Source organism: Xylanibacter ruminicola (assembly GCF_900142525.1).
Classification (GTDB): Bacteria; Bacteroidota; Bacteroidia; order Bacteroidales; family Bacteroidaceae; genus Prevotella; species Prevotella ruminicola_A.
Window position 1 is genome coordinate 143,989 of record NZ_FRBD01000006.1, and the last position, 25,802, is coordinate 169,790.

The 25,802-nt window shown below is 47.4% G+C and carries 20 protein-coding genes; 12 read left to right on the forward strand and 8 right to left on the reverse strand.

Features of this window, described 5'->3' with window-relative positions; translation table 11 throughout:
• Positions 1–249: 249 nt before the first annotated feature.
• The 6 genes from BUB86_RS17940 (at position 250) to BUB86_RS05535 (ending at position 12,318) form a co-directional block, all read left to right on the forward strand.
• Positions 250–1,416, forward strand: a complete 1,167-nt coding sequence (locus BUB86_RS17940; RefSeq protein ID WP_410543928.1) for a glycoside hydrolase family 43 protein — start codon at positions 250–252, stop codon at positions 1,414–1,416.
• A gap of 149 nt (positions 1,417–1,565) precedes the next feature.
• Complete coding sequence (locus BUB86_RS05515) at positions 1,566–4,850, forward strand: SusC/RagA family TonB-linked outer membrane protein (protein WP_175549420.1); 3,285 nt, start codon at positions 1,566–1,568, stop codon at positions 4,848–4,850.
• A 13-nt stretch (positions 4,851–4,863) separates the two neighbouring features.
• The gene (locus BUB86_RS05520) at positions 4,864–6,894 is read left to right on the forward strand and encodes a RagB/SusD family nutrient uptake outer membrane protein (protein WP_073206761.1); all 2,031 of its coding nucleotides are present in this window, start codon (positions 4,864–4,866) and stop codon (positions 6,892–6,894) included.
• Between the two features lie 156 nt (positions 6,895–7,050).
• Positions 7,051–9,300: a glycoside hydrolase family 88 protein gene (locus BUB86_RS05525; RefSeq protein ID WP_410543927.1), complete on the forward strand. Its 2,250-nt coding sequence runs from the start codon at positions 7,051–7,053 to the stop codon at positions 9,298–9,300.
• Positions 9,293–11,059: a heparinase II/III family protein gene (locus tag BUB86_RS05530; RefSeq protein WP_073206691.1), complete on the forward strand. Its 1,767-nt coding sequence runs from the start codon at positions 9,293–9,295 to the stop codon at positions 11,057–11,059. The genes BUB86_RS05525 and BUB86_RS05530 overlap by 8 nt, the downstream gene beginning before the upstream one ends.
• Positions 11,060–11,097: 38 nt before the next feature.
• Positions 11,098–12,318: a DUF2264 domain-containing protein gene (locus tag BUB86_RS05535; RefSeq protein ID WP_410543929.1), complete on the forward strand. Its 1,221-nt coding sequence runs from the start codon at positions 11,098–11,100 to the stop codon at positions 12,316–12,318.
• A 37-nt stretch (positions 12,319–12,355) separates the two neighbouring features.
• On the opposite strand, the gene bcp is transcribed toward BUB86_RS05535, so the two are convergent.
• On the reverse strand, positions 12,356–12,808 hold the full coding sequence (gene bcp, locus BUB86_RS05540) for a thioredoxin-dependent thiol peroxidase (RefSeq protein ID WP_073206696.1): 453 nt from the start codon (positions 12,806–12,808) through the stop codon (positions 12,356–12,358).
• A 145-nt stretch (positions 12,809–12,953) separates the two neighbouring features.
• Between bcp and BUB86_RS05545 the strand changes: the two genes are divergently transcribed.
• From BUB86_RS05545 to BUB86_RS05570, 6 genes are all read left to right on the forward strand, one after another.
• Complete coding sequence (locus BUB86_RS05545; RefSeq protein ID WP_073206698.1) at positions 12,954–14,105, forward strand: hypothetical protein; 1,152 nt, start codon at positions 12,954–12,956, stop codon at positions 14,103–14,105.
• A gap of 3 nt (positions 14,106–14,108) precedes the next feature.
• Complete coding sequence (locus BUB86_RS05550; RefSeq protein ID WP_073206701.1) at positions 14,109–15,269, forward strand: class I SAM-dependent methyltransferase; 1,161 nt, start codon at positions 14,109–14,111, stop codon at positions 15,267–15,269.
• A 70-nt stretch (positions 15,270–15,339) separates the two neighbouring features.
• The gene (locus tag BUB86_RS05555; RefSeq protein WP_073206703.1) at positions 15,340–16,494 is read left to right on the forward strand and encodes an N-acetyltransferase; all 1,155 of its coding nucleotides are present in this window, start codon (positions 15,340–15,342) and stop codon (positions 16,492–16,494) included.
• Positions 16,491–18,440: a DNA topoisomerase IV subunit B gene (locus tag BUB86_RS05560; protein WP_073206705.1), complete on the forward strand. Its 1,950-nt coding sequence runs from the start codon at positions 16,491–16,493 to the stop codon at positions 18,438–18,440. The genes BUB86_RS05555 and BUB86_RS05560 overlap by 4 nt, the downstream gene beginning before the upstream one ends.
• Before the next feature lie 89 nt (positions 18,441–18,529).
• Positions 18,530–18,883 (forward strand): four helix bundle protein, encoded by a 354-nt coding sequence (locus BUB86_RS05565; protein ID WP_073206708.1) that lies wholly within the window; start codon positions 18,530–18,532, stop codon positions 18,881–18,883.
• A complete protein-coding gene (locus BUB86_RS05570; RefSeq protein ID WP_081373117.1) occupies positions 18,880–20,475 on the forward strand; it encodes a S41 family peptidase in 1,596 nt (531 codons plus the stop codon). Before BUB86_RS05565 ends, BUB86_RS05570 begins: the two co-directional genes overlap by 4 nt.
• 1 nt (position 20,476) lies before the next feature.
• On the opposite strand, the gene BUB86_RS05575 is transcribed toward BUB86_RS05570, so the two are convergent.
• From BUB86_RS05575 to BUB86_RS05605, 7 genes are all read right to left on the reverse strand, one after another.
• On the reverse strand, positions 20,477–21,265 hold the full coding sequence (locus tag BUB86_RS05575) for a Cof-type HAD-IIB family hydrolase (RefSeq protein ID WP_073206710.1): 789 nt from the start codon (positions 21,263–21,265) through the stop codon (positions 20,477–20,479).
• A 4-nt stretch (positions 21,266–21,269) separates the two neighbouring features.
• The gene (locus BUB86_RS05580; protein WP_073206713.1) at positions 21,270–21,677 is read right to left on the reverse strand and encodes an FMN-binding protein; all 408 of its coding nucleotides are present in this window, start codon (positions 21,675–21,677) and stop codon (positions 21,270–21,272) included.
• 28 nt (positions 21,678–21,705) lie between these two features.
• Positions 21,706–22,122: an rRNA maturation RNase YbeY gene (ybeY, locus tag BUB86_RS05585; RefSeq protein WP_073206717.1), complete on the reverse strand. Its 417-nt coding sequence runs from the start codon at positions 22,120–22,122 to the stop codon at positions 21,706–21,708.
• Between the two features lie 3 nt (positions 22,123–22,125).
• Positions 22,126–22,575, reverse strand: a complete 450-nt coding sequence (gene coaD, locus BUB86_RS05590; protein ID WP_073206720.1) for a pantetheine-phosphate adenylyltransferase — start codon at positions 22,573–22,575, stop codon at positions 22,126–22,128.
• Positions 22,576–22,594: 19 nt separating this feature from the next.
• Positions 22,595–23,629 (reverse strand): Holliday junction branch migration DNA helicase RuvB, encoded by a 1,035-nt coding sequence (gene ruvB, locus BUB86_RS05595; RefSeq protein WP_073206723.1) that lies wholly within the window; start codon positions 23,627–23,629, stop codon positions 22,595–22,597.
• Complete coding sequence (locus BUB86_RS05600; RefSeq protein WP_073206726.1) at positions 23,630–24,208, reverse strand: LemA family protein; 579 nt, start codon at positions 24,206–24,208, stop codon at positions 23,630–23,632.
• 223 nt (positions 24,209–24,431) lie between these two features.
• Positions 24,432–25,802, reverse strand: a 1,371-nt coding sequence (locus tag BUB86_RS05605) for an ABC transporter ATP-binding protein (RefSeq protein WP_139261437.1), incomplete at its 5' end; no start/stop codon positions are given.

Genomic DNA, 25,802 nt, shown 5'->3' on the forward strand with positions numbered 1-25,802 from the left:
GCCCAAGAGAACCCTGGTGGCATCAAATACATGATTTCAGACAAAATCAATCATTTCAACGATTATCATGCCGAGCAGATAGATGGTGAGAACAGAGGCTGTGAGGCACCTAACGTATGGAAGCGCATAGGTCAGAAGAAATGGGTGGTGATGTACGACATCTACAGCGTGAACCCTCATAACTTCGGTTTCGTAGAGACTAGCGACTTCAAGACCTTTAAGCCTTTGGGCCGTTTCAACGAGGGTGTTATGAAAGCCACCAACTTCTCATCGCCCAAGCATGGCTCGGTGATCCACATCACAAAGGCAGAGGCTAAGCGCATAGAGAAATACTGGAACGAGCAGCAGAAGAAGCCAAAGATGATTCGCTCTGGCGAAATATGGCCCGATGCCAGCGGACGTCATATCAATGCGCACGGAGGTGGCATCATGAAGTATGGCGACACTTATTACTGGTTTGGCGAAAACAAGTGCGACACCACCTCATCGGCTATGATTGGTGTACAATGTTATTCGTCGAAAGATCTGCTGAACTGGCAGAACCGAGGCGTTGCACTCTACGTGAGCGACGACAGAAGGAGCGACATTACGCGTGGTTGCGTGCTAGAGCGCCCCAAGGTTATATATAATAAGGTAACAAAGAAATTCTGCATGTGGTTCCATCTGGAGCTGAAGGGTAAAGGTTATAGCGCTGCCCGATATGGTGTAGCCGTGAGCGACAGACCAGAAGGGCCATATAAATTCTTGTATTCACAGCGTGCAAATGCAGGTACCTATCCCGTTGAATTCGGCAAAAACGAATTGGCCGTTGTTGATACACTGAACATTGACAACTTTAAGAAGTGGTGGACACCTACCTGGCTTGAGGCTATCAAGAAAGGACTGTTCCTGAAGCGCGATTTTGGTACAGGACAGATGGCTCGCGATATGACGCTTTATATCGACGATGACGGCAAGGCCTACCATATCTTCTCGTCAGAAGACAACCTGACGCTTCATATAGCAGAGCTGACTAATGATTATCTGCACCACTCAGGTCGTTACACCCGCGTAGCCCCTGGAGGACAGAACGAGGCACCTGCCATCTTCAAGAAAGACGGTACTTACTGGATGATTACCTCTGGTTGTACCGGTTGGGCACCTAATGCTGCACGCATGTTCTCGGCTCCTAGCATCTGGGGACCTTGGACTCAGCATCCTAATCCTTGTGTAGGCCCTAAGTCGGAGATTACCTTCGAAGGACAGTCGACCTATATCCTGCCCTACGGCGATGAGTTTATCTTCATGGCCGACATCTGGCGCCCTAAGCACCCAAGTGATGCACGCTACATCTGGTTGCCTATAGAATTTGAGGGAGGAAAGCCTGTTATCAGGTGGCGTGATGCGTGGAATCTCAGTGAAATGGGGAAGAAATAACGATTTGTTCCCCAAATTTCACGCATTGTTTCCCTTGATTTATATCAATCGTTGTATCTTTGCACCCGAGATTTTTTTGAACTGATTATTGTAATCATACATATTAATTATTATACTAACATTAACAGTAAAACTAAAAACAGTATCAAATGAAGTATGCTAATTTGACACTTCCATCCAAGAAGCTATGCTTCGTGATGGCGTTGGCAGCAGGAACCATGTCGTTCCCATTGTCAGCAACGGCAGAACCGGCTGTTCAGGCTACACAGCAAAGTGGAGTTCTGAAAGGTCAGGTCGTTGACAAGCAGGGTGAGCCCGTTATTGGTGCTACCATTAAAGTAAAGAATGTCGAAAACGTAGGTACCGTTACCGATTTCGATGGTTATTTTGATTTAAAAGGAGCCCCCTCCAGTGGAACGATTGTTGTTTCATACATCGGATTCAAGACTAAGGAGGTAACCTTCAAGAGTGGTCAGACTCTGAATATCATAATCGAGGAAGATTCTGAAACACTTCAGGAGGTAGTAGTAGTAGGTTATGGTACTATGCGCAAGAAGGACCTGACAGGTTCGGTAGTACAGATTGACCCAAGTAAGCTAGCCGATCAGAATCCTGGCAGTGTACAGGACCTGTTGCGTGGCACACCTGGACTGCAGATTGGTTTCGACTCATCGGCTAAGGGTTCAGGAGCCAGCATCCAGCTACGTGGTCAGAACTCTCTTTATACCGACGGTTCGCACAACTCTCCACTTATCATCCTTGATGGTATGCAGTTTGCTGGCGAATTGTCAGAGATTAACCCTGACGACATCGAGCAGATTGACGTTCTTAAGGATGCCTCATCTGCAGCCATCTACGGTGCTAAGGCTGCAAGCGGTGTCATCATCATTACCACAAAGAAGGGTAAGAACGGCAAGCCAACTATCAATGTTAGCATGAATCTTGCAGCTAACACCAAGGCAGCCTATCGCGATGTATTCAAACCCAGCGAGTATATGACTTACCGTGAGGATTGGTACAAGGCTCAGACTTATGGTTACCGTGAGGACGGCACATGGGGATATTATGGTAAGGACAGTGGAATACCTGTAGGTTATTATGATAACTTCAATAATCTATCACAGTATGGTATCTCACAAGACCAATGGGCAAGCAATGGTCCTAAGACCCAGCAGGCAGGCGAGTCGATGTTGAGTCTGTACGCACGTCGTATGGGATTTGATGCAGATGCAGCTCTGGTTATGGAGAACTTCCTGGCAGGTAAAACCTACGATTGGGAAGACGCTACTTTCCGTACAGGATTTAACCAAGATTACAACGCTAGCATTTCAGGCGCAACTGAAAATGTAAATTATTACCTGGGATTTGGCTACCTTAACAAACAAGGTGCTATTCAGGGTGATGAGTACAAGGCTTATCGCGCTAACATGAAACTCAATGCAAAGATTACAAACTGGCTCGAAGTTGGTGCTAACGTTAACTTCCAGGATCGTAGTGATACCTCACAGCCTGTACCTCTGGGCAGTAACTACTGGGATGACAACCAGCTCCGCGAGTCGCCATACGCTTCACGCTATGATGCTAATGGAAACGAGATTCAATATCCTCGTACAGGTAACCCGACAAATGGCGGTTATAACTATCACTTCCAGCAGCAGTATATCGATCTGGAGAAGGGCTACACTGTTCTTAATACCATTTTTAATGCAAAAATAACATTACCATTCGGTATTACATATCAGTTTAATATTGCTCCACGCTACCAGTGGTTCTATGACCGTTACTGGATGTCGGCAGAGTTGCCAAACAGCAATGCCTCTGATCGCGGTTCAAACCGTAACTCTTCGAAAACATTCAACTGGAATCTCAACAATACTCTGACATGGGATCGTACATTTGCTGATCTTCATCACATTACACTGACTCTTGTTCAGGAAGCAGAAGATAACAGATATTGGAGTGACAACATCTCTGCCCGTAATATCACACCAACCGATGTGCTTGGCTTCCACTACATTTCTGGTGCCAACAAAGAGCAGAGCTCATTCTCAACCAACGATACACACTATTCAGCAGCAGCATACCTGGGACGTCTGTTCTATGGATTCATGGACCGCTATATGGTAACAGCTACTGTACGTCGCGATGGTTACTCTGCTTTTGGTCAGAACAATCCATGGGCTAACTTCTGGTCACTGGGTGCTAGTTGGATTCTCTCTGAAGAGAAGTTCGCAAAGGATTGGAAGTGGCTCGACATGGCTAAAGTACGTCTGAGCTATGGTACTAATGGTAATCGTTCGCTCAGCGATACTTATCTTGCTCTTTCTAATCTAGCCAACGGTGGTCTGTATGCTTACTACAAATACGGCTCAACCACACAGGAAGTACTGAATGCCTTGAGTGTAAGCCGTCTTGGTAATCCTAACCTGGAATGGGAGAAGACCTCTTCTTGGAACTTTGGTGTAGACTTCTCAGTACTTAGCAAGCGACTCTCTGGTAGTATTGATGTTTACCACAAGCGTACTCATGATATGATTATGGCTCAGCGCCTGCCTAACTTTACTGGATTCTCAAGCATCACAACTAACCTTGGTGAGGTAACCAACACAGGTTTTGAAATCACTCTGAATAGCCGCAATATTGATACACCAGACTTCAAGTGGAACACATCTGTGGGCTTCTCTTACAACAAGAACAAAATCAAACATCTGTACTACGAGTATGACGAGGATGGCAAGGAAATGGACGACACAAGCAACGGTTGGTTCATTGGCAAGCCTATCGGCGAGATCTGGTATTGGAAGACCGACGGCATCTGGCAGGCCAATGAGGCTGAACAGGCTGCTCTCGTCAATCAAAAGCCTGGCGATCCAAAGGTAGTAAACGTTTATACAGAGGACGACAAGATTCTGTCGGATGGAACAAGAGTACCTGTATACAACGATAAGGACCGAGTATATCAGGGAACAACCCAGCCACCAATTTACTGGAATATGCGAAATGACTTCACATTCTTGAAGGACTTCACATTCTCATTCTCTATGTACAGCTATATGGGCCACAAGAGTCGTGCCGGTTACTGGCTGAATGGTGACAACTCTGGTTCTATGTTTACACAGACCTGCAATACATTTAAGAAAGAATACTGGACACCAGCCAATCCAACCAACGAGTATGCTCGTCTGAATGCTGTTGGCCCTTCAGGTGTAACAGGAATCGAGAAAGTATACAACCGTAGTTTTGTTCGTCTTGACAACATTACGCTTGGCTATACACTGCCACGCGAGCTGACTAACAAATGGGGTATTCAGCGCGTTCATGTAACTGCTGGTATCAACAATGTTCTCACTATTGACAGTTGGGAATACGGCGATCCAGAGACAGGAGGTTTTGCTAACCGTCAGTTCCAGTTCGGTCTTAATGTAACACTTTAAAATGATAAATCGTATGAAAATCAATAAGAACAATATATTCCGTGGAGGACTTATGATGGTCCTTGCAGGAACCATGGTAGGCTGTTCGGATAGTTTCCTAGAGCAGGATCCGCTGTCATTCTATGAGCCAGCTACCACTTACAGCACAGAAGCAGGTCTACAGGCTGCCCTTGCACAATGTGACAAACAGTTGAAAACTTACCGTATTGATGGTAACTGGAATAACGTTGGTATCTTTACCAACTACCTGATGTCGGATGTTGGTATGTATGCCAAGACCGACATGGGTGGTGGATTCCAGGATAACTTCGATGCCAAGCTTACTCCTACATCAGGTATGGCCGGTGGTGGCGACGGCAACTACATGCAGCGTTTCTGGGATCAAGGTTTTAGCATGGTAAAATATGCCAATACTATTCTTTCGTATATCGATAATGTGAAAGGACTTGACGACGCTACACGAGATGCCTATAAAGGTCGTGCCTACTTCCATCGCGCTTATGCTTACTATAACCTCGCTCTTCAGTTTGGCGATATTCCTTTGGTAACAAAGCTTATCAGCGTGCCTAAGCGTAACTATACATCAGCCAGCAAGGAGGCTATTTTCAAGATGCTGGTTCACGACCTGGAGTTTGCTGTGCAGCATGTTCCAGCACAAGCCAATATGAGCTATGTGGGTCAGGTAAATCAGGAAGGATGTATGCACCTACTCGTTAAGTGCTACCTCGCTGTAGGCGAATATGCTAAGGCTGAAGCTATGGCTACCGACTTGATTAACAATCACGGTTTGAAGCTGATGACTGAGAACTTCGGTACATGGCAGCCATCAGGTGAGGAGAATACATGGAAGGTTACCCGTAACGTGGTTTGGGACTTGCATCGCACTCCCAATATCGCTAACCCTGCCAACAAGGAGACCATCATGATGATCTCTAACTCTAACGATCAGGACTTCACCACTTATAATGTAATGCGTGCTTGCTTCGCACACTGGAGTAATGGTATCATCCGCGATCCTCATGGACTTGGCGGTCCTGGACAGAACATTGCACGTAATAACGGTGACTACAATGCAGAACTCGACTGGGTACGCGCTGCCGGACGTGGTATTGCTGTAAACCGTACTTCTTACTATTATAACAAGACCATCTGGAACTACGATGGAGAGACTGACTGGCAAGACCTACGCCACAACCGCGAAGTTGGTAACTGGATGGAGATGGAAGACTTTAAGTACAACAACAAGAAGTCTGATTTCTACGGTAAGAACTATCAACTCTATGCTACTGAGGACTATGTTGATCCATCAGATCCTTCAAAGGTTCTCGTACACAAGGGCGACATTCTCTGCTCTGATACTATCCGTAGCTGGTATCCAACTCCTCTCTATCAGGTATACATCCTCGATACTCCTAACGAAGAGAATATGGGCGCTAACCAGTTCCAGGGCGCATCAGGTAAGGGCGCAAATGGTGACATGTACCTGTTCCGTCTGGCAGAGACCTATCTGCTGCGTGCCGAGGCCCGTTTCTATCAAGGAAATGCCACTGGTGCTGCTGATGACGTAAATGCAATCCGCAAACGTGCAAATGCCAAGAAGATGTTCACTACAGTTACTATTGGTGACATCATGTCAGAGCGTGCTCGTGAACTCTATCTCGAGGAATTCCGTCAGGCTGAAATGGTTCGTGTTAGCTGGTGTCTTGCCCGCAGCGGAAAACCAGATGAGTGGGGCAATACCTACGACCTGAACACATGGGACAAGCAAGAAGGCACAGACCTTAAAGGCGGTAGTTATTGGTTCCGTCGTTGCACTACTTATAATGTATTCAATCACGACTACGGTAAGGGTCAGCAAGGTAACCAAACTTTCGAGTACAAGATCAATAAGCACAATCTGTTCTGGCCTGTTCCTAATTCGGCTATTACAGCAAACAACAAAGGAACTTTACGACAGAATTTTGGTTACGACGGCTATAACGACAACATCCCAATGTGGACTAATTGGGAAGAAGCTGTTGCCGACGAGGAGTCAGCTAATTAAATACTGATTTTTCTAGACATAATTAGGTTATAAGTTAGTATTTCTAAGGCGAAGGGGCGGGCTATGTAATTGTAGACTGCCCCTTTTATTAAGAATTAACTAAATTATCATGCGGTAATATAAAAAACTTTGTATTTTTGCACGCGAATTAAAACAATGATTATGAGGAGACTACTTATGGCTATCTGCATCTTCTCGGCTGCCACATTGCAGGCTAAACAATGGACGACAGAAGAAGTAAAGGATGCAATTAAAAAGGTTAATACTTACTGGCAGACCAACAATCCTGCCGAGGTGCGTTCGTTCTGGGATAATGCTGCCTATCATACAGGCAACATGGAGGTGTATAAGCTGCTGCAGGATAAGCAGATGCTTAATTACAGTATCCGTTGGGCAGAGCATAACAAGTGGAAGGGTGCTACTGAAACCGACCCTGCCAAGTGGAAGTACAAGCAGTATGGCGAAGGGCAGGATTATGTGCTCTTTGGCGACTGGCAGATATGTTTCCAGACGTATATAGACCTATATAACCTCAAACCCAACAAAAAGAAAGTGGCTCGTGCCAAGGAGGTAATGGGCTATGAGGCCGATTCGAAAGCCAACGACTACTGGTGGTGGGCCGATGCGCTCTACATGGTGATGCCTGTTATGACCAAGATGTACAAGCTGACTGGCGACGAGAAATACCTCGATAAGCTCTATGCAAACATCTGCTATAGCGACAGCATCATGCTGGACAAGGATACAGGGCTCTATTTCCGTGATGGCAAGTATGTTTATCCCAAGCATAAGACTGCCAGTGGACAGAAGGATTTCTGGGCGCGTGGCGACGGATGGGTGCTGGCAGGTCTGGCTAAGGTGCTGCAAGATATGCCCAAAACGTACAAGCATCATGCTTTCTTTGTACAAAAATTCATGAATCTGGCTCAGGGCGTTAAGAAGCTTCAGCAGCCTGAAGGCCACTGGACTCGCTCTATGATGGATCCCTATCAGGCGCCTGGTTACGAGACATCGGGTACAGCTTTCTTCTGTTATGGCATACTGTGGGGTGTGAACAACGGCTATCTGCCAAAGAAGGAATACGACCCCGTGATTGCGAAAGCATGGGATTATCTCTCAACAGTTGCCTTGCAGGCCAATGGTAAGATTGGTTATGTTCAGCCTATAGGCGAGCGTGCCATTCCCGGACAGAAGGTTGATGCCAACAGCGAGGCAAACTTCGGCGTTGGTGCTTTCCTGCTGGCTGCCTGCGAATACTACAGGTATCTACAGGCACCCAAGGTAACGCTTACTTTCAATAACAAGAGCAATCAGCAGCGCCAAGAGGTGGTTGAGGTTTCTTGGCAGGACATCTGCAAACAGTTAGGCATTAGCTCTGACGATGACATCGTTATAGAAAACAGACTAGGACTAGAGGTTGACTATCAAAAGACATACGACGACAAACTACTACTTTATACATCACTGCATCCTAACGGGAAGGCAGTATACACCGTTTGTAAGGGCAAGCCCTCTGAAGCCAAGGCTTATACAATGGGAAAGGTCTATCCCTATCGTAAAGACGATCTGGCTTGGGAGAACGACCTTGGCGCCTATCGTATCTATGGACCTGCATTGCAGAAAACAGGTGAGCGCTCTTTTGGTATCGACGTATGGGTAAAGAACACACCTGAACTGGTGGTAGAGAACCGCTACCTAATGGACCGCTACGGAAATACTCTGGAAGATTCACTCAGAAAGGCAGGACAGAAGGTGGCCCTGAGAGATATCGATAATCGCACATCGTTCCACTACGACCATGGTAATGGCATGGATGCCTACGGTGTTGGTCCATCGTTAGGCTGTGGTGCACCAGCACTTGTCAAGAACGACAAGCTGGTTCTGCCTTATTGCTATCAGACTTACCAGATACTAGACAACGGTCCACTGCGATTCACCGTAAAGCTGGACTTTGCTCCTAATGCCGACGGTATTACCGAGCACCGACTGATGAGCTTGGACAGAGGAACTCATTTTAACCGCATGACGGTATGGTACGACGGTATTAAACAGCCCATGGGCTTTGCATCGGGTGTGGTTTTACATGGCGACAAGAGTCTGATTCTGGGTAAGAACTACGTTCAGTATGCCGACCCTACAGACCACCCTGACCTCAATCAGTCGCAGGTTTATGTAGCAACTCTGTTCCCTGAAGGTGTAGATGAAACTTGTATGCAGGAGGGTGAGTTGAATCATGGCTTGGGCATTGTGCGCAATTATAAGGGTGAGCCTTATACCTATTACTTCGGTTCGGCATGGAGCCGTTATGATGTAGGCTCGCAAGCCCAGTGGCAGGTGGTTATCGATGATTTCTTTAATCGCTTGCAACAGCCTATCGTATATCAGATAAGTAACATACATGAATAAAAAGATTCTCCTCCTCTTTGCTTGCCTAGCCTCGGTACTGACTGCTAGCTCACAGCAATCATCACTGCTGCCTAAGGCAGATGATGCTTTCTGGCGCGACTCTATCCCCATGGAGATGCGCCAAAGCTATATTGAATATGGTGAACAGTATCTGGGCCATTCATGGACAGTGCTGCCATGGACTGTGTTTGCCGAGAACAAGATAAACGGCAATCGCGTAAACTACGAGAAGATATGTTTCGAGAAGCGACGCCAGCTGGCAGCACTTGTGATGGCTGAGATCATGGAAGGCAAAGGCAGATTCACAAATGACATCATTAATGGAATGGGCAGTTTCTGCGAGGAGACCTGGTGGGGCATTCCTGCCCACTATGGAAAGCGCATTCCATTGACGAGACTACAGGAGGTAGACCTTTTCAATGCTGAGACTGCCAGCCTCATAGTATGGACACGATACATGCTAGAGAAACAGTTCGATACATTCTCGCCCGATCTCTGCAAGCGCATAGACCGCGAAATAGAGCAGCGCATACTGATACCAGCAGTTGCCAACAACTACTGGTGGAAGACGGCAGGCATGAACTGGAACCCATGGATATGCAGCAACTGGCTAACATGTGTGCTGATATGCGAGAAAGACGAAACACGTAAGGCAGAAGCCATCGCACAAATAAAGAAGGCCACACAAGCCTTTATCGATGCCTATCCAGAAGATGGAGGCTGCGATGAAGGACCTGGCTATTGGGACCGTGCTGCTGCCTCGATGTTCGAAGTCATGCGACTTCTGAACTATGGTGCTGACAATCCCAAAGTTCGCAAAATGGCTGCTTATGCCTATAAGACATATATCGGCAACGACTACTGCGTAAACTTTGCCGATGCTCATGAGAATAAAGCCATTCAGCAGGTTAACATCGTTTATCCGTTCGGACTATGGCTTGGCGATAAGACCATGCGTGAGTTCGGGGCCTATCTGGGGCGCCAGAAGCATGTGCTTAACAAGCCTGCAGCACTATACGACAAGAGCGGAAATTTCCCTACTCTTGGTCGCGAACTGATGTTTCTACGGCATATCCGTGCATTCATTGCCGAAAAGCCACACGAACCATTATTGAAAGACGTCTGGTTGCCCGACCTACAGATCATGACTGCCCGCAGGAGCCAACTATTTGTTGCCATGAAAGGCGGTCATAATGGCGAGAGTCACAACCATAATGATGTAGGTTCATTTATTGTTTACGCCAACAACGAACCTCTATTCATTGATCCAGGCGTAGGCGAATATACTGCCAAGACATTTGGTAAGGATCGTTATAATATCTGGACCATGCAGTCGCAGTATCATAATCTGCCACAAATTAATGGTGTTGACCAGAAAGACGGCAAGAAATATTCAGCCAAGGTGATTAGCCACAAAGACGGTGTGCTGTGTCTTGACATTGCAGACGCCTACCCTACCGAAGCAAAGGTAAACACATGGAAACGTACAATTTCAACAGGCAAATCGGCCATCACCGTTACAGAGGAATACCAACTGGCCAACTATAGCCAACCTACACGTATCATGCTCATCACACTCGACCCAGACGCTGTGAAACGTATACATTACAACACCAACGAGCTATCGGCATCGGTCGAGGACATCAGTCATTTGCTCGATCCATTGTTACAAGATATATGGGGAAAGAAGATGTACCGTATTGTATTAACAGTAAAATCGACAAAAACAAACAATAAAATTAAATATTCTATCCAATGAAAAGAGTCATTGTACTGATAGCAGCCATAGCACTGCTTATGCCTCTACAGGCAGCCAAGAAGGCAAAACAACCCCAACAAACCGACCGTGAGTATTGGTGCTCTATCGCCTATAAGATGGCACAGCCCGTACTGGAGAACATGGCTAAAGGCGAACTACAGAAGAACATGAAGACCGAGTTCTCGCCATCGTTCGATAATCGCGACCGTAGTGTAGTCTATATGGAAACATTCGGTCGTCTGATGGCCGGCATTGCTCCCTGGCTCACTCTGCCTGATGACGATACTGCCGAAGGCAAGCAACGCAAGCAGCTACGCGAGTGGGCATTGGCATCGTATAAAAATGCCGTAGATCCAAATTCGCCCGACTATCTGTGCTGGGGTAAGGCCGGTCAGAATCTGGTTGATGCTGCTTACATCGCCGAATCATTTCTTCGTGCTTGGGACACCCTTTGGCTCCCCCTCGACAATGTAACCAAAGAACGATATATCAAGGAGTTCCAGAGTCTGCGTAAGATTGACCCGCCATACACCAACTGGTTTCTCTTCTCGTCAACCATCGAGAGCCTGCTGGCCAAGGCAGGAGCTCAGTACGATGAGTTCCGTGTAAATACCACTTGTCGCAAAGTTGAAGAATGGTATGTTGGCGACGGCTGGTATGCCGACGGCCCAGTGTTTGCCTTCGACTACTATTCCAGCTACGTGTTCCATGCCATGTACCTTGAAACACTTCAAGCCATGGTCGATGCCAAGGCCAACACACGTCTGGACTATCAGAAGTACTACGACCGAGCCTTGAAGCGCGCCCAGAAATTAGCTATCATCCTGGAGCGATTCATCTCGCCCGAAGGAACCTTCCCTGTATTTGGTCGCTCTATTCCTTACCGTACAGCCGCTATGCAGCCTTTGGCCCTGATGGCATGGTATCAGAAGTTGCCTAAGGAGCTTAGCAACGGACAGGTACGTGCAGCACTTACCAAGGTACATCATCGTATGTTCGATATACAGAAGAATTTCAACGATGCTGGCTATCTTACGATTGGTTTCTGTGGGCATCAGCCTGAGGTGGCCGACTGGTATACCAACAACGGTTCACTCTACCTGACAAGTCTTAGCTTTATGCCATTAGGCTTGCCAGCCAACCATCCTTTCTGGACAGATGAAGCACAGCCTTGGACACAGGTAAAAGCATGGAATGGTCAGTCTTTCCCCAAAGATCACCGCTGGTCAGACGATATTAAGACTTATGACAAGTGGTAATCGCTTGGACGGATGCCAAGATGTGCCGTTTGCTTTTCTATCGGTTCAGTATCTGTTCGGCATGCTCTTTGGTTTTAACCTGCTTACCAGCAAAGATCTGTTCGATGAGACCCTCTTCGTTGATAATAAAAGTAGTGCGGATGGTGCCCATGGTCTTCTTGCCATACATCGATTTCTCACCCCAAGCGCCCATCGCCTCAAGCAAGGTGTGGTCAACATCGGCAATCAATGGAAATGGCAACTCATGTTTTTCTTTAAACTTGACATGTGAGGCTGCAGAGTCCTTACTTACGCCAACAACCTCATAGCCAGCACCTTGCAACTCGCTAAACCTATCACGCAGATTGCAAGCTTCAGCCGTACAACCACTCGTATTGTCCTTAGGATAGAAGTACAACACCAGCTTACGCCCCTTGTAATCACTCAGCCGGATTTCACGTCCCTGCTCGTCCTTGCCCAATACCTCAGGCGCCTTGTCTCCGATATTCATAATCCAATGTTTTTAGTTTAACCGTTGCAAATATAGCGCATTTCTGTTAAACAACCAAAGATTCGAGCACTTTTGACTTGTTTTAAAGATTTCTTTCGTATCTTTGCAGCCAGAATAATATAACATCAGTAAAACTCAACAACTTATGGATATAGCCATCTACACACTTACATCCGAACTACACGACGAGAAAGCCGTTGGAGCTGTTACTCAAGAGTTTCTGAGTAGCCTTGGCATTGATTACACCCTGAAGGGCAATGATTATACCGACTATGGTTGTCATACGCTGTCAGTCATTTATGTCCGCACAGGCGGTACCGAGGGTATTTTCAAGCGTCTGTTACCTCAACTCAGACAGCAGTCACAGGCTCCATTCTATCTGCTCACATCAGGTAAGAGCAACTCGTTGGCAGCATCGATGGAAATCCTGTCTTATCTGCAGCAGAACTACATGCAGGGCGAGATTATCCACGGTAGCGCTGACTATATCGCCCAGCGATTGGCAACACTATCTAAAATGAGCGAGGCCAGAAAGAGGTTGAAAGACACTCGCTATGGCATCATCGGCCAACCTTCCGACTGGTTGATTTCCAGCGCAGCCGATCCCAAAGCAGTAAAAACCAGGCTGGGTATCGACTTGATAGAAGTGCCCATTGAAGAACTGATTGAGGGGATCGACAAGATTGCTGAGGGCGATATGCCCAATCGGATCTACGAAGCCCTGAAAGTGATTGTAGACAAGTACCTATTACAAGGTTTTACACTGAGATGTTTCGACTTACTGACAGCAGTTCACAACACTGGCTGTCTAGCTTTGGCGCGCTTGAATGCCGAAGGGATTGTTGCAGGCTGCGAAGGCGATGTGCCTGCCATGTTGTCGATGGCAATCACCAATGCATTGCTTGGTGTATCAGGATTCCAGGCCAATCCATCTCAGATTAATCCAGAAACGGGTGAAATGTTGTTTGCCCACTGTACCATACCATTAAATATGGTAGAACGGTACGAACTTGACACGCACTTCGAATCAGGCATTGGCGTTGGAATCAGAGGCTACATGAAGGAAGGACCAGTAACCATCTTCAAGGTATCGGGCGATTTGAAACGCAATTTTATGGCTGAGGGAAAACTTGTCAGGAATCAGGCAAAACCTGACTTATGTCGCACTCAGCAGGTTATACAACTCACTGACAGTCAGCAGGCAAGCTATTTCCTGACGCGTCCTATTGGCAACCACCACATCATCACGCCAGGCAACAACAGCAAGCTGTTTGAAGATTTTATGGCATCACTTTAAGCTATGAACGAGGCAACACTCGAGTTTATCCGTATTCATGCTAACGAGGATGTACGTCAGTTAGCTTTCTTAGGGAAGAAACACCCTGAGGTTGACATGACGTATGCCCTTGACCAGATATCAGGCCGACAGAAAGCCCGTACAAAGATACCATCGTGGGCCGCTATCGATGGTATCGTGTATCCGCCCCATCTCTCTATGGAGCAGTGTTCAAGTGAGAGAACTGCCAGATACAAAGCCCAGATAGCAGGCCAAGGAACTAAGATTGTAGACCTAACAGCTGGGTTCGGCGTTGATATGGCATTTATGTCGGCAGGGTTCAGCGAGGCAGTTCACGTAGAGCAGCAACCACAATTATGCGCCATTTCATCGGAGAATTATAAACGTTTGGGGTTAAATCATATCCAAGTAGTTTGCAGCGATGGCGTGGCGTATCTTCACCAGATGGAGCATGCCGATTTGATATTCATCGATCCTGCCCGTCGAGACCAACATGGTGGTCGCACCTATGGTATAGCCGACTGTACTCCAAACGTTTTAGAAATCATCGATGAAATGCTGGAAAAATCAAACCGTGTTATCATCAAGTTATCACCCATGCTTGATTGGCAGAAGGCTGTAAGCGATGTCAACCATGTCAGCCAGGTTCATATCATATCAGTAGGCAACGAATGCAAGGAGCTGCTTTTGGTAGTGGAGAAAGAAGAAAAACCACTTCAGGTATTCTGCACTAACGATGACAGTGTGTTCAGTTTCTATCCTAACGATGAAATCGGCGATTTTTATTCGCCTTCAGAATCCCCCAAATACCTGTACGAGCCCAATGCATCAGTAATGAAGGCCGGTTGTTTCAATCTTATCTCAGAACATTTCAACATCATTCAGCCCGACTCCAACAGCCATCTATTTATATCAGATAGGATAGTAGAAGACTTTCCTGGTCGAGGGTTCGTTATTGACCGGGTTTGCACCATGAACAAACGAGACCTGAAAGAGACACTTGCAGGCATCGACAAAGCCAACATTGCCACCAGGAACTTCCCACTATCAGTAGCCGACCTCCGAAAGAGACTCAAATTGAAAGATGGTGGCGAGGTGTATATTTTCGCCACAACCGATACAAAGAAGGGCCATCTGCTCATGGTTTGCCGAAAAATATCTTAATATTTTTTGTTATTTGCCGCTTTTTCTTTATCTTTGCAACGTTTTTATGCTTAACGAACAAAGATAGAGTATGTCTGCAGTAGAAATTAGAAAGGTTACAGATAAAAAGAGCCTTAGGGCCTTTATCGACTTCCATTACGACTTGTATAAGGGCAATCAGTATGATGCGCCCAATCTGTTCAGTGACGAAATGCATACCTTGAGTAAAGACAAGAATGCCGCCTTTGAGTTTTGCGAGGCTGAGTATTTTCTGGCTTACAAGGATGGTAAGATTGCTGGACGCATAGCTGGCATCATTAATCATCGTGCCAATGACCGTTGGGAGCGTCAGAGTGTTCGCTTCGGATGGGTAGATTTCATCGATGATATAGAGGTAAGCCGCGCCTTGTTCCAGGCAGTGGAAGACTGGGGACGCTCGAAAGGCATGACAGAGATTGTTGGTCCGCTGGGATTTACAGATATGGACCCCGAAGGTATGCTGATAGAGGGTTTCGACGAATTGGGCACGATGGCTACCATCTATAATTATCCCTATTATCCCAAGCACATTGAGCAGTTGGGCGAGTGGGTGAAGGACAACGACTATGTGGAGTTTAAGCTCATAGTGCCTAAGGACGGTATGCCTGAAAAGTACAAGAAGGTGGCTGAGATGGTGATGAAACGCTATAACCTCCATCCTATACACCCCAAGCGCAGTCAGGTATTCGGAAAGGAGCAGTACGGTCGCAAGGTACTTGATGTAGTCAACAAGTCGTTTGGTAACCTGTATGGCTATTCCCAGATGACAGAGGCACAGATAGACGAATATTTGAAGATGTACTTCCCTATACTCGATATGAATATGCTCTGCCTGATTGAAGACTGGAATACCCCCAACCATGATGTTATCGGTATCGGTATCAGTATCACCTCGATGACACGCGCCCTGCAGAAATGCCGCAAGGGTCGTCTGTGGCCTTTCGGCTGGTGGCACTGTCTGATGGCCCTCAAGTTCCATAAGGCCGAATGTCTGGACCTGATGCTTGTAGGCGTACTGCCTGAATACCAGCAGAAGGGTGTGAATGCATTGTTGTTCTATGATCTCATTCCTTGGTATCAGAAATACGGATTTAAATGGGGCGAGACCAATGTTGAGATGGAGACAAACGAGAAAGTGCAGAGCCAGTGGCAGTATCTGGAGCACACTCAACATAAACGCAGAAGATGTTTCAAAAAGAATCTATGAACGAAGATAACAACCTGATTAATCCCGAAACCGTCAACTACGACGAAGGTAATATTCAGACGTTGACGGGACTTGAGCACATTCGTCTTCGCCCAGGTATGTATATTGGCCGATTGGGCGACGGTTCATCTGTAGAAGATGGTATTTACGTGCTATTGAAAGAAGTTTTTGATAACTCTATCGACGAATTCAAGATGAAGGCCGGCGATAGAATTGAAGTAAACGTAGAGGACAATCTACGTATATCGGTTCGTGACTATGGCCGAGGCATTCCACAGGGAAAACTGATTGAGTCTGTAAGCATCCTGAACACCAGCGGAAAGTTCGACTCAAAGGCCTTTAAGAAGTCTATCGGACTTAACGGTGTGGGTGTAAAAGCCGTCAACGCACTGAGTAGCCACTTCGAGGTACATAGCTATCGCGAAGGCAAGGTACGCAAAGCCGTATTTGAATGCGGCAAACTGATTAGCGATGTTACCGAGCCATCGCAGGACGAGAACGGAACATACATCTATTTCGAACCCGATGCCACCAAGTTCATCAACTACCAGTTCCACGATGAAATCGTGGAAAACATGCTGCGCAACTACACATACCTGAACATCGGACTTACCATCATGTATAATGGTCGCCGCATCCTGTCACGCCACGGACTGGAGGACTTGCTGAAGGACCGCATGACCAGCGATGCCCTCTACCCCATTGTACACCTTCAGGGCGAAGACATCGAGATAGCATTCACCCATGCCAATCAGTATGGCGAGGAATACTATTCGTTTGTCAACGGCCAGCACACCACTCAGGGCGGAACCCACCAGAGTGCATTCAAGGAGCATATTGCCCGTACCATCAAGGAGTTTTACGGCAAATACGAGTATGGCGATATCCGTACAGGTATCGTAGCCGCTATCGCCATCAATGTTGAGGAACCGTTGTTCGAGAGTCAGACAAAGATTAAACTCGGTTCGCTAACGATGGCTCCCGATGGTGGTGTGAGCATCAACAAATACATTGGCGACTTCATCAAACAAGAGGTTGACAACTACCTGCATATCCATCAGGATGTGGCCGAGGTGCTTGAGAATAAGATTAAGGAGAGCGAACGCGATCGCAAAGCTATGGCAGGTGTTACCAAGCTAGCCCGCGAGCGTGCCAAGAAAGCCAACCTGCATAACCGCAAGTTGCGCGACTGCCGCATCCACTACAGCGATGTCAAGAACGATCGCAAAGAGGAATCATGCATCTTCATCACCGAGGGTGATTCAGCCAGCGGAAGCATCACCAAGAGCCGCGATGTGAATACCCAGGCTGTATTCTCGCTACGAGGCAAACCACTTAACTGCTTCGGACTCACCAAGAAGGTTGTTTACGAAAACGAGGAATTCAACCTGCTTCAGGCAGCTCTTGATATTGAGGATGGCTTAGACACCTTGAGATATAATAAGGTGATTGTGGCTACCGACGCCGATGTCGATGGTATGCACATCCGCCTGCTCATCATCACCTTCTTCCTTCAGTTCTTCCCCGAACTCATCAAGAAAGGACACGTCTACGTTCTGCAGACACCGCTTTTCCGTGTCCGCAATCGCCGTACTAAGATCAAGAACAAGAAGGCTATTGCCGAAGCTGATGCTAAGTCAGATAAGAAGAGTGACTTTATTACCCGCTACTGCTATAGCGATGAAGAGCGTCAGAAGGCTATTGAGGAACTTGGACCTGATCCCGAAATCACCCGATTCAAAGGTCTTGGCGAGATCTCGCCCGATGAATTCGCAGGTTTCATTGGTCCCGACATCCGCCTGGAGCAAGTAACACTGCACAAGACTGACCAAGTACAGAAACTTTTGGAGTACTACATGGGCAAGAATACCATGGAGCGTCAGAACTTTATTATTGATAATCTGGTGGTAGAAGAAGACCGCCCCGAAGAAGAGTTTGGAGAGTGAGAAGGTGAGAAAGTGAGAAAGTGAGAAAGTGAGAAAGTGAGAAAGTGAGAAAGTGAGAAAGTGAGAAGGTGAGAAAGTGAGAAGGTAAGATGAAGAAAAGAAATGTAATTTCTGAACTCAGTATTGAATTTGCTCTTCGAATCATAAAACTATACAAATACTTATGTGATGAGAAACATGAGTATGATATGTCTCGACAAATATATCGCAGTGGTACAAGTATAGGTGCAAATATTGCAGAAAGTAACAATGCCCAGAGTAAAGCAGACTACATCAACAAATTAAGCATAGCACTTAAAGAAGCTGATGAAACTGAGTATTGGCTTACTTTATTATGTTTATCTGGCATAATCAGTGAATCTGAGCATGATTCTATTCAGAAAGATTTAGATATTATAATAGGAACATTGATTAACATCATAAAGAAAGTAAAAGAACAATGAAAAAAATATTGATAATAATTGCTTTGGTGTTCTCACCTTCTCACCTTCTCACCTTCTCACCTGTTTATGCGCAGTTTCGTATCAACCAAAGTGATGATTCGCCACTGCGTAAACTGCAGTTTGCAGAGATTGCTATCAGCAATCTGTATGTCGACAATGTTGATGAAAAGAAATTAGTTGAGGATGCCATTCGTGGCATGCTTGACAAGCTCGACCCACATTCATCGTACATGACACCTAAAGAAGTGAAGGAAGCAAACGAGCCCCTTAACGGAAACTTCGAGGGTATCGGTGTACAATTCAACATGATCGAGGACACTCTATTGGTTATCCAACCTGTCACTAACGGACCATCAGAGAAGGTAGGCATTATTGCCGGCGACAGAATCATATCAGTAAATGATTCAGCCATCGCAGGCGTAAAGATGCCCAAGGAGGAAATCATGAAGCGCCTGCGCGGTCCAAAGGGCACCAAAGTAAAACTAGGTATTATCCGCCAGGGCATTAAGGATAAACTGACCTTTACGGTTGTACGCGATAAGATTCCCGTAAAGTCGGTAGATGCGGTCTATATGATCCGTCCACAGATTGGCTATATCCGAATCGGCAATTTCGGTGCTACCACCCATCAGGAGTTCCTCTCAGGACTTAAAACCCTGCGCGATCAGGGCATGAAGCACCTGATTCTCGACCTTCAGGAAAATGGTGGAGGTTATCTTAAAGCCGCAGTCGACATTGCCAACGAATTTCTGCAGCGCAACGATCTCATCGTTTATACCGAAGGTCGCAAAGTGCCACGCACAGAGTATAAAGCCGATGGCGGCGGTGTGTTCCGCGAAGGCAAGATAGTAGTACTGGTAGATAGCTATACTGCTTCAGCAGCCGAGATTGTAACAGGTGCTATTCAGGATCAGGATCGCGGCATCGTTGTGGGCCGCCGTACATTCGGCAAGGGCCTTGTTCAGCGTCCGCTCGACATGCCCGATGGCTCTATGATACGTCTTACCATTGCCCACTACTACACCCCATCGGGCCGATGCATACAGAAACCCTATACTAAAGGCGACAACCGCGATTATGCGATGGATGTGATTAATCGCCTGAAGAGTGGTGAACTTACAAATGCCGACAGCATACACTTTGCCGATTCGCTGAAGTACGAAACACTTAGAGAACATCGCACAGTATATGGTGGTGGCGGCATCATGCCTGATGAATACATCCCGTTAGACACCACTATCTATACCAAGTTCCACCGCGAACTGACTGCCAAGAGCATTGTTCTGCAACAGAATCTGCGCTATGTAGATAATCATCGCAAACAGCTCAAGAAGGCATGGACTTCATTCGAGGATTATAAGCAGCGTTTCGAGGTGCCACAGAGTCTGGTTGATGCCATCCTGAAGGAGGGCGAGAAACAGAAGATCAAACCAAGAGACAAGGCTGAGCTCGAGAAGACCCTACCCCACCTTCGCCTGCAGCTAAAAGCCTTGATAGCACGCGACATATGGGATATGAGCGAGTACTATTCTATCTACAACGAAGAAAATGAGATGGTAAAGCGCGCCCTCAAAGTGATGGAAAAACAATAAGTTATATCAAGCCAAAGTGGCTTAAAGCATATCTGATGCCGTCTTCGTCGACAGAAGTTGTCACGAAGTCGGCTTCTTTTTTCAGGTCGTCGATAGCGTTACCCATAGCCACACCTATGCCGGCCCTGCGAATCATCGTTGTGTCGTTACCACCATCACCAAAAGCCATGGTGTATTGAGGGTCAAGTGCCTCGTGCTGAGCCATAGCAAGCAGTCCCTCACCCTTATCAGCACCCTTAGCCGTTACATCGGTAAAGGCAGGATGCCAGCGGCCCGATGTACATCCTGGCAGTCTGGCCATCAACTCTGCTTCGTAATCCTTGTCAAAAAATGGCGTTATCTGCAGTATACGCTGCTGCAACACGTGCTCTACAGGCTTGGCCAGATTCAGATTCTCCACAGCCAGGTGCTGACGGAAAATCATATCCACATCACCATTTGGATCCAGCACAGCTACATCCTTCTCGCCTATCACTATGATACCGTATTGCTTATCAATGCTGTCTGCAACCACCAGTCTGGCTTCATCCTGCGGTATGGCCTTGCAAGTCACCACGTCATCACCTACATAGCACAGGGCGCCGTTTGTGGTCACATATCCGTCAATCAGGTGCTCTATAGCCCCAAGGTTGGTAATAATAATAGGTGGGCGGCCGGTAGCTATAAACACCTTATGTCCGTTAGCCTTGGCTTGGGTCAAAGCCAAGATAGCAGAAGGCGGAATCTGGTGAGACTCAAAGCTTACCAAGGTTCCGTCTATATCAAAAAACAGTGCGTAACGTTGTTGCATACCGTTACTTCTTGTGATTCTGGTAGTAGTCCAATCCCAGCTTCACATTATCGATAACGGCATTCGATGAGTAGGTAGCGCCTGTAACAGCGTCAACCTTCAGCTTCTGGGCATCCTTTACCTTCATACCATTCCACTTCTCCAGCAGAGCCTTCTTCACCTTGAGGAAGTACTTGGGAGTCTCCTGGTTCTTCAGTGCCTCAATCTTAACTACCTTATTCTTTTCGATATAAATCTTCAGTGGGGTTGTGCCCAGATAACCCTGCACATCCTTACCAAGTGTAGTGGTATTAATAACGGTAACACCGTTTTCTTTTGTCATTGTCTGGTCGCCAGCCATCCAGCTCTGCAGCATCAGGGCAGCAGCAACAATCGAGCAACAGCTCAAAGCTTTCATTCCACTCTTTTTCATTTCATTTTTATATTATCCTTCCAACAAATTATTTCTCCAGCATAGCCAGGGCCTTGTCTTCGGCGGCTTCCATAATCTCGCGCTCACCTGGGCCCTTGTCGTTAATACCGCACAGGTGCAGAATGCCGTGTATAATCACGCGGTGCAGTTCCTCGTCGTATGGACGTCCGAACTTATCGGCATTGGTAAACACGGTGTCGAGCGATATATACAAGTCGCCACTGATGGTCTTACCCTCGGTATAATCGAAGGTTATGATATCTGTATAATAGTCGTGCCCCAGATACTGATTGTTCACCTCCAATATCTTCTCATCGTTCACAAACAGATAACCTATCTCGCCCACCTTCTTACCGTAGCTGGCAGCAACGTTGCGTATCCAGCTTGTTGTTTCGCGTTTCTTGATATGAGGGAACTTTACGCCCTCTGCTTCGTATATAACCATATCTTATCCTTTTTTCGGTAAATAAGCACTTACGTCTACACCAAAGTGCTGCAACTCGCGCACTGCACTCGACGATACACTGGCCAGCTCGGGCTCAGTATACAGTAGGATGGTCTCAATGCCGCCTAACTTTCGGTTAAAGTCGGCCTGCCATTGTTCGTACTCAAAATCGCTAACGGTGCGCACACCTTTCACGATGAATTGGGCGTTTTCTGCCTTTGCAAAGTCCATGGCCAGCCCATGGTATGGCTTTACCTCTATACGTTTTTCGTCGGCATACAGATTCTTGATCACCTGCATACGTTCCTCGGCCGACGGCATATCAGGCTTATGCACATTGTCGCCCACCACTCCTATAACCAGTCGATCGAAGAGTGGCAATGCACGACGCACGATGGAATCGTGACCAATGGTATAGGGATTAAAACTCCCAACAAATATTCCTGTCTTCATACCTCCTCAACTTCTTCATCTAATCAAACAGACTCGGTTGCATGATGTTCCCACCATATGGGTTGCGGCCAAAGTGCTTGTAGGCCAGTTCTGTCACCATGCGTCCGCGAGGCGTGCGCTTGATGAAGCCCTCCATAATCAGGAATGGCTCGTACACCTCCTCAACCGTACCGGCATCCTCACCGATAGCAGTGGCGATGGTAGTGATGCCCACAGGTCCGCCCTTGAACTTATCGATGATGGTCAGCAGAATCTTATTATCGATTTCATCGAGACCATACTTATCTATGTTCAGTGCCGTCAGGGCTATCTTGGTTATCTTAGTGTCAATCATGCCGTTGCCCTTCACCTGTGCAAAGTCGCGCACTCGGCGCAGCAGGGCGTTAGCTATACGTGGCGTTCCACGAGAACGACCTGCTATCTCCAACGCAGCATCCTCTGTGATGGGTACTCCCAGAATACCTGCCGAGCGCTCTATGATGGTCTGCAGTGTCTTGGGCTCGTAGTACTCCAAGTGCATGTTGATACCAAAACGGGCTCGCAGTGGAGCCGTCAGCAGTCCGCTACGCGTGGTGGCACCCACCAGGGTAAACGGGTTCAAGTCTATCTGTATGCTGCGTGCCGAAGGACCTTTATCAATCATGATGTCGATGCGGTAATCCTCCATGGCGCTGTACAGATACTCCTCAACCACAGGCGACAGTCGGTGTATCTCGTCGATAAACAGCACGTCGTTCTTTTCGAGCGATGTCAGGATACCGGCCAGATCGCCAGGTTTGTCGAGCACTGGTCCACTTGTAATCTTGAATCCCACGCCCAGCTCGTTGGCGATGATATTCGACAGGGTGGTCTTTCCCAGTCCTGGAGGACCATGCAGCAAGGTGTGGTCCAGAGGCTCGCCACGATACTTGGCAGCCTCTACAAACACCTCCAGATTCTCTACCACCTTCTTCTGGCCGCTGAAGTCGCTGAAACTCAGCGGGCGCAGGGCATTCTCAAAGTCTTTCTCGCCCTGTGCAAAGCGTTCCTCACGTATATCGAAATCTTCGCTCATTTATTTCTTGAACGCCTCATCAAGGTTAGGATACTCTTTCTTCTGCTCGTTGTCTACCTTCAGATAGTCCTTCACATCGAAGTGCAGCATCTGAGCCACGAAGCTCGAAGGCCACTGACGAACCATACGGTTCATCTTTGTGGCAGTATCGTTATATACCATACGCGAAATGCGTACTTTCTCCTCATATTCTCTCTGTCCCTCCTGGGCCTTGATATACAGGTCGCTGGCTTTCAGCTCAGGATACTGTTCTACTACTACGTTCAGGCGGCCCATCATCTGCCCAAGCAGATCGGCCTGCTGGTTGATGGCAGCTGGTGTGTTGGCAGGGGCGTTACCACCGCGAGCCTGCACCGTCTGTATAATCGTCTCACTCTCGTGTGCGGCATACTGTGCAGCAGTCTTAGCCAGCGCTATCACTGCATCGAAACGCGAATTAAGCTGAACCTCAATCTGGCTCAGTGCATTCTTACACAACTCGTCAAGGTTTACCAGCGTGCGCTGGGTAGAAATAAAGTAGCCAACGACTACAAGCGCCAAGGCAACAATAATTCCTAAAGTCATTCCTAATATTGCCATAATCTACGTATATTAATGGTTTTATGGCGGCAAAGGTACAAAAATTCCTCCATATCCGTATAGATACAGAGGAATTTTTTGTGATTTATTAGGAGTAGAGTAAATTCTCTAATAAAAAGCTATATGCGGTTTCGCCACACCTTTTTTATTGTTAAAGGTCAGTTTAATTCAGTTGGCCTATTATGAGATTCTTTTTTCACAGTTGCGTAAAAGACGATGTCATTTAGAGGCTAACAACTTCGTTGCATAACTCACTGACAGCCTTTCGGTGGGTGATGAAAAGCATGGTCTTTTGTGGGTAGGTCGTAAAGAGACGGTGATACAGTTCGCGCTCCGTGGGTTCGTCGAGGGAGCTGCTGATCTCGTCAAGCAGAAGGATGTCGCCACCGTGGAGCAGACCACGGGCAATAGCGATACGCTGGGCCTGTCCCTCGCTGAGTCCGCTGCCGCGCTCACCCAGTTCGGTGTCTATTCCCTCGGGCAGGTCGAAGACGAAGTCAGCACAGGCGGTATGCAGCACCTCGCGCAGTTCGTCGTCGGAGGCATCGGGCTTGGCCAGTTGCAGGTTATAGCGGATGGTGCCGCTCATCAGCGTATTGCCCTGTGGCACGAAACACAATTCACCGCCCATAGCAACCTGTCCGCTGGTAGGCTCGATAAATCCGAGTATCAAGCGGAACAGCGTGGTCTTTCCAATACCCGTCTCGCCCATGATGGCAGTCTTTGAGCCTTCCTTGAATTCATGAGTGAAGTGGGAAAGTATCTCCCGGTCGCCCTTGGCATAGCGGAAAGAGACATTGTTGAAGTTGATGCCTTTAGAACTTGTTTTGCCTGTCCGTGCAACAGTTGGCTCTTGCGTTGTCTGTTCCAACTCTTCGAGCCGGTCAATGCTGGCTGTTGCATGTATCACCTCTGGCACCATGTTCAGCAATTGCAGAATAGGGCCTTGAATCATACTTACAAGTTGCAGAAATGAGGTCATTACACCAAAGGTAATCGTGCCGTTGCGCAGTCCAATGCCTCCCCATACAAATGCCATCAGATAGCCAAGACCGAAGGCACAACCCATAATGAGTCGCGTGACGATGGTAAACCGTAGGCGTCGCATCACGTTTCCACGAAGCCGTTGCTGCATCGAGTCGAGTCTGTCGGTAATCCACTGCTCCGAGCCTAAGGAACGCAGCACGGCATTATGCTCCATGCCTTCCTGCACCTGCATTTGGATGCGACTTTCGTCTTGCCGGATATCGAGCGTCATGGTGCGCAACCGACGGGCAATCAGTTTGCCGAAAACGATGGCCAATGGTGTCAGTAACAGCAATGCCCATGCCAGCCGTTCGTCGAACCAGCGCATCAGCAGGAAGGCGCCGCAGAGTTTGATGCCTGTAATCACCATTTCGGGCAGGGTATCTGTCGTGACCTTTGTCACCTGTTCAATGTCCTTAGCCAGTCGCGAGGACACGTCTCCTGAGTGCAGTTCGTCGCCCGTGAACAACTGTCTGTGAAACAACCTGCCGAAGATGCGGAGGCGCAGGGCGTTCGACTGCCGTACATTTGCTGAGGTTTTCAGCCAATAGCCCACTTGTCTCAACAC